The 4,243-nt window shown below is 35.4% G+C and carries 8 protein-coding genes; 4 read left to right on the top strand and 4 right to left on the bottom strand.

Annotated elements, in window-relative coordinates:
* Positions 1 to 257: 257 nt before the first annotated feature.
* Both F6K13_RS21020 and F6K13_RS21015 read right to left on the bottom strand, forming a co-directional pair.
* Entirely contained in the window at positions 258 to 407 is a 150-nt protein-coding gene (locus F6K13_RS21020; protein ID WP_161564707.1) for a hypothetical protein, read from the bottom strand.
* Positions 404 to 616: an IS4 family transposase gene (locus F6K13_RS21015; RefSeq protein ID WP_205127535.1), complete on the bottom strand. Its 213-nt coding sequence runs from the start codon at positions 614 to 616 to the stop codon at positions 404 to 406. The genes F6K13_RS21020 and F6K13_RS21015 overlap by 4 nt, the downstream gene beginning before the upstream one ends.
* Before the next feature lie 83 nt (positions 617 to 699).
* Between F6K13_RS21015 and F6K13_RS21010 the strand changes: the two genes are divergently transcribed.
* Positions 700 to 1,026: a hypothetical protein gene (locus F6K13_RS21010; protein ID WP_124147253.1), complete on the top strand. Its 327-nt coding sequence runs from the start codon at positions 700 to 702 to the stop codon at positions 1,024 to 1,026.
* A gap of 181 nt (positions 1,027 to 1,207) precedes the next feature.
* Positions 1,208 to 1,933 carry a photosystem II repair protein Psb32 gene (psb32, locus tag F6K13_RS21005; protein WP_124147254.1) on the top strand — a complete coding sequence of 242 codons (726 nt, stop codon included), beginning with the start codon at positions 1,208 to 1,210 and terminating at the stop codon, positions 1,931 to 1,933.
* A gap of 55 nt (positions 1,934 to 1,988) precedes the next feature.
* On the opposite strand, the gene F6K13_RS21000 is transcribed toward psb32, so the two are convergent.
* Positions 1,989 to 2,372 carry a DUF4346 domain-containing protein gene (locus F6K13_RS21000; protein ID WP_124147255.1) on the bottom strand — a complete coding sequence of 128 codons (384 nt, stop codon included), beginning with the start codon at positions 2,370 to 2,372 and terminating at the stop codon, positions 1,989 to 1,991.
* Positions 2,373 to 2,667: 295 nt separating this feature from the next.
* Between F6K13_RS21000 and F6K13_RS20995 the strand changes: the two genes are divergently transcribed.
* A complete protein-coding gene (locus tag F6K13_RS20995; protein ID WP_275670453.1) occupies positions 2,668 to 2,799 on the top strand; it encodes a hypothetical protein in 132 nt (43 codons plus the stop codon).
* A gap of 322 nt (positions 2,800 to 3,121) precedes the next feature.
* On the opposite strand, the gene F6K13_RS20990 is transcribed toward F6K13_RS20995, so the two are convergent.
* A complete protein-coding gene (locus tag F6K13_RS20990; RefSeq protein ID WP_161564708.1) occupies positions 3,122 to 3,271 on the bottom strand; it encodes a hypothetical protein in 150 nt (49 codons plus the stop codon).
* Between the two features lie 598 nt (positions 3,272 to 3,869).
* Here F6K13_RS20990 and F6K13_RS20985 point away from each other — a divergent pair.
* On the top strand, positions 3,870 to 4,243 hold a 374-nt coding region (locus F6K13_RS20985), incomplete at its 3' end, for a capsular polysaccharide synthesis protein (RefSeq protein WP_287288264.1).

The following is a 4,243-nucleotide window of genomic DNA, read 5'->3' as shown; positions in this document are numbered from 1 at the left end:
GGTGATTAGTTATTATTTGGTTTATCTTTAACCAATACAAACTCTCAAGTTTCTTTACCGAAAAATTGTGGGTATGCGCCTCCCTTTTTAAAGCTATCCATTACTCACATCTTTCTTAACATCAGGTTTGACAAAAAAAAGCATTTATGTATGGAGTAGGGGTCGCCAAACTGACTCTCCAAAAATCGCCATTAAGCTCTGCTTGTTGATAATTAGATTTTGAGGTAACATCAACTACAAAGCTGACTGAAAATCAGCTATTTTGTCAGAGCGATCGCCAAACTGACTCTCCGACAATTGTCATTAACTTCTGCTTGTTGATAATTAGATGTTGAGGTCATGTTAAGGGAGCAAGCTGAAAGTTGGCTGAGTCTGAAGTTCGGCGATGAAAATTCTTTTGAACTCACGTTGAATTAACCACAAGAGACTGACAAACAACCCAGCCCTTAACAAGATCATGCAATGGCGAGAGTCCACCCCAGAGAACTTTAACACCAGGAGAACCATCACCTTTTCGACCTAAAAATCCGCCCAATTGAGCAATCCAATTCACAACTTCAGCCAAAGTTGGTGGTGCTGAATCAGGATCAAGTTGGTGGTGTATGGTTGCAGACAAAACCTGCCACTGTGTAATTGATGTCTCCAGGGGTTAAAACACCCTGGAGACATCAATTCGACGTAAAGCCAAGACTATTGTTCATGTTCTACGAAAAACTATTGACTATATATAACCGAGACAATAAAACTTCTCACCCAGTAGTTGCCGTTAAAGTGGGAGATAAAAAGGATTATTGCCATGCCCTGAAAATTAACGGACCTTGCCAAATTATTTATCAACCCCATCAACCGAATAAAAGTCAAGCAGGAGGTGCTCGTCTGTGCATTGAAGTAGAACCGGAAGTTCTAGTGGAGCGAAAATATTTCTCTAATGGAGATTATAGTCCGCCACCGGAAGTAGTTCAGCAGAGGTCAAAAATTCAAAAAAAAAGTCCAAGATTAAAGACTAAGAGAAAACCAACTAGATAAATATTAGCCTCTAAAAGATCATTTAAGTAACATTGGGTGGGTTCTGTTTAGTTTTTTGCTGTCTATAAATAAAATGATAAAGTAAGTAAAGTCTAGTAAAGTTTTGCCCCTGTCATAGACTGTGGGAAAAAACTGTAACTCTCAAAAAAATTCACTTTTACCAAAAACTGGAAAGTATCTGATGGTACAACTATTCAATAAAACCTTCAATTTTCAAAATCTCCAAACTTTAATAGTATCTCTACTATTAATTATTATGGCTACTATCTTGCCAATATCTTCTGCATCCGCAACTGGAGTTTATCAAATGCCAAGTTTAGTGGCAGGCGCTCGTACATTTATTGTTGATGATGCTGAAGTTTTCAGTCGGATAACAGAAAGTAAACTGAACAATACCTTAGAAAGTTTGGCCAATACTACTGGTAATGAAGTTAGATTTGTTACTATCCGTCGCCTAGACTATGGTGAGACCGTGGATAGTTTTACGGAAAAGCTATTTGACAAATGGTTTCCTACCCCAGAAACAAAAGTCAATCAAACTTTAATAGTATTAGATACTCTCACCAATAATGATGCTATTCGGGTTGGTGATGCAGTTAAAGAACTTATGTCTAATGACATTACTCAGAGTGTAGTTGATGAAACTATTCAAGTACCTATTAGAGATGGCAACAAATACAATGAAGCTTTTTTAGCAGCTAGCGATCGCCTGAGTGCTGTATTATCTGGAGAACCCGACCCAGGCCCTCCGGAAGTTAAAGATGAGCTTGCAGCACAAGTATTAGCTACTTTTAAATCAGCAGAAGAAACTGACGATCAAAGTGCAACTATCTTAGTGGTTGTATTGCTAGTTGTAGCTACAATTGTACCAATGGTTACTTATTTCTGGTATCAAGGTTTTTCTTGATAGAAATTAAGGAGAATAGTAAAAGTCTAATTTCTGATCGTTATCCTTAATTCAATTAATCCTGAATATATTCCTTACCAGTTAATAAAGCCATTTCTGCACGCACAAATTCCCGCCCCAAATAAGCAGCATGATCTAACATTGTGACTGTACAGGGGGGGGTTTCTTCCAATATTTTTACACATATTTCTTTTGCAGTTCTCGCAGTAAATATTCTCGTGTGAGTATGTTCTACTTTGCCTTTTGCTGGAATCGGTTTTCCTGTTTCTGGATCTATAGCCAAACCACGGTTGTCAATAATATTAGTAAAGTGTTTTGCACATATTAAACCTGCTTCTCGATCAAGAAAAATAATAAAGTAACCACCTGAATCGAGGTCTATATGACGTCTTGAAAGCTTTTCATCAATGGTTTTTACTTCTTCAAGTGTTAGATTCATAGTTCCATCTTAGAATTATCTATATTTTATTCTACATTTTTATTGGAGGGTTAATATCAAGTTTGGATAATTAGTTATAAATCAAATATCAGCAGTTTTGTAGCAGTAGTACTCTTAGTCGGTACATCCATTTAATTTTTAGAAAGTAAACTGTAAAAATTACTGCTTATCTCACTATCCAAGCTTGAACTAACAGAGGCTAAAATTCCAGATTGATCTAAATTTTTATAAATCAATAAAATATCATCAATTTTTAGTTCTTAATTTCTATTTTATAGATATAGATAAATTAAAGATGTCAGCAAAAATTATTTTTACTATTACTCAAGCAACTCTCAAAGGTCAGCAATTTCTCTTTGAGGAGCGTACAACCTGTGTTATTGGTAATTCCAGTAACTGTTTATTTCACTATCCAAGCTTGAACTAACAAAGGCTAAAATTCCAGATTGATCTAAATTTAATATCATCAATTTTGAGTTCTTAATTTCTATTTATATACTATTATAGATATAGAAGATATAGAAGATATAGATAAATTAAAGGGTAGTGCAGAGCGCAAAGTGTGGGATTGGTCAGTATGTTGGCCAACTCTAGTGACCAAAATAAATCCACGTGTTCATATAATTTGACAAATGCTGAATAGGCAAGATTGATTTTATCTGTACTGTCTTTATAGAACCCCTGAGCGTATCTTTGGACGCGGTATGTGCTTTTGGCTTCCGTCCTCAGCCTGAGGAAGTTGTGGAAATTCAGGAACGAGAATGGGGAAAAAGCTGATGAGACCCCGCGTCGCCCAATAGCAAACCTGGTAGCGCATCAAGCAGGTAGAAAAATACTCTCATCTCCCCATCTCCCCATCTCCCCATTTCCTTCTCTATTTTTGGCATTGGTGAATGCATAATGCTTTTGTCTCAAATATCTATGAAAAAACTATAATTGTCAAGTTAACTTAAATTTAGCAAATAAAGTCAATAGGCAAAAATAACTAAGCAGTTATCTCTAATTTAATGGCCTATTTCTCAAAAAGGCGATCGATGATATACAAATTCCCATACTGGTGAGGTATAAAATTCTGGGCTTTAGAGACACAGTTCCAGAAGGTAAAGAAAAAGATAACTTTACACACGCGTGCATGATCGATGCTATATTTTACTTGGGTAATAAAAAATATTTCTCACCAACTTGGAATTTTTTTCTTGATTTTAAAGATTCAGTAAAGTTACACATAAATAGTTGACCTTGAGGAAATATTTATGCTACTCAAGAGATTTTTTATGAAAATTATGTAAAGTTGAGCAGGATTTATGCGTGTTTTTTAAAGATTCAGTGAAGTTATGAATAAACCCTTGCTATTTTACTATTTTATTTGTAGTATTGAGATACTAATGCTTTTATAGTCTAGTCAAGCACAAGTATTGAACTTACTGAAAATCAAGTAATTTTATTTGCAAGTGATGGTGATTACTTGCATAAACTAGCCTGATTGGAGATAAAGAAGTGACTATACCGAAAAAAATCTGGTTTTTATGGTATCAGGGGTTTTCACAAGCACCATTGGTTGTGAGAAAGTGCTATGAATCTTGGAAAAAGTATAACCCTGACTGGGAAGTTATTTTTTTAGATGAAAACAATATCAAAGACTATATAACTCTTTCTTTACCGGAAGAAAAATTATGCCAACTTCCTAAAACTAAACAATCTAACTTAGTCAGACTTGAATTACTCTCAAAATATGGAGGGGTTTGGGCTGACGCAACTAGCCTCTGCCGAGTCCCGCTAGACAAATGGTTAGGAGACTATACTCAAGCTGGCTTTTTTGCCTTTGTTTACAAAACAAAAGGATACGGATGGATTTTTACTTGGTTTTTAGA

Origin of the sequence: Okeania sp. SIO2B9, assembly GCF_010672505.1 — a bacterium.
Lineage (GTDB): Bacteria > Cyanobacteriota > Cyanobacteriia > Cyanobacteriales > Microcoleaceae > Okeania > Okeania hirsuta.
The sequence above is the reverse complement of the archived record's forward strand: the minus strand, read 5'-3'. Positions and strand labels throughout refer to the sequence as shown.